1 protein-coding gene is annotated in these 267 nt (G+C 40.1%); it reads right to left on the bottom strand.

Translation table 11 applies throughout. The annotated features are described in order from the left end of the window. Positions 1–71 precede the first annotated feature (71 nt). Positions 72–267: hypothetical protein (locus R2R70_RS20585; RefSeq protein ID WP_410978990.1), on the bottom strand; the 196-nt coding region annotated here is incomplete at its 5' end.

Genomic DNA, 267 nt, shown 5'->3' with positions numbered 1-267 from the left:
CCACCATATAGGTGGGTATCGCTACCGGGTGTAGGCATTGAGCCTCTTACCCCAAATAATTCGACTTTCATTTATGGCTCAACTCCATCCGGATAAAAATCAAACTTAGATACACTGATATTATTTGAGTCACCATTATCGCAAGTGCTACTTAAGGCTATTTGCGTGTCAGTTTGTAGAATCAACGAGGAAAATACGAGTGAATTTGTACACAGGTTAGCTTGGTAATAACCAACTCCACTAGTACCAAATGTGTTATCAAGCTCA

The sequence above is a fragment of the Cobetia sp. SIMBA_158 genome, from assembly GCF_046566945.1.
Taxonomy (GTDB): Bacteria; Pseudomonadota; Gammaproteobacteria; order Pseudomonadales; family Halomonadaceae; genus Cobetia; species Cobetia amphilecti.
This window is presented reverse-complemented; position numbering and strand designations above follow the sequence as displayed.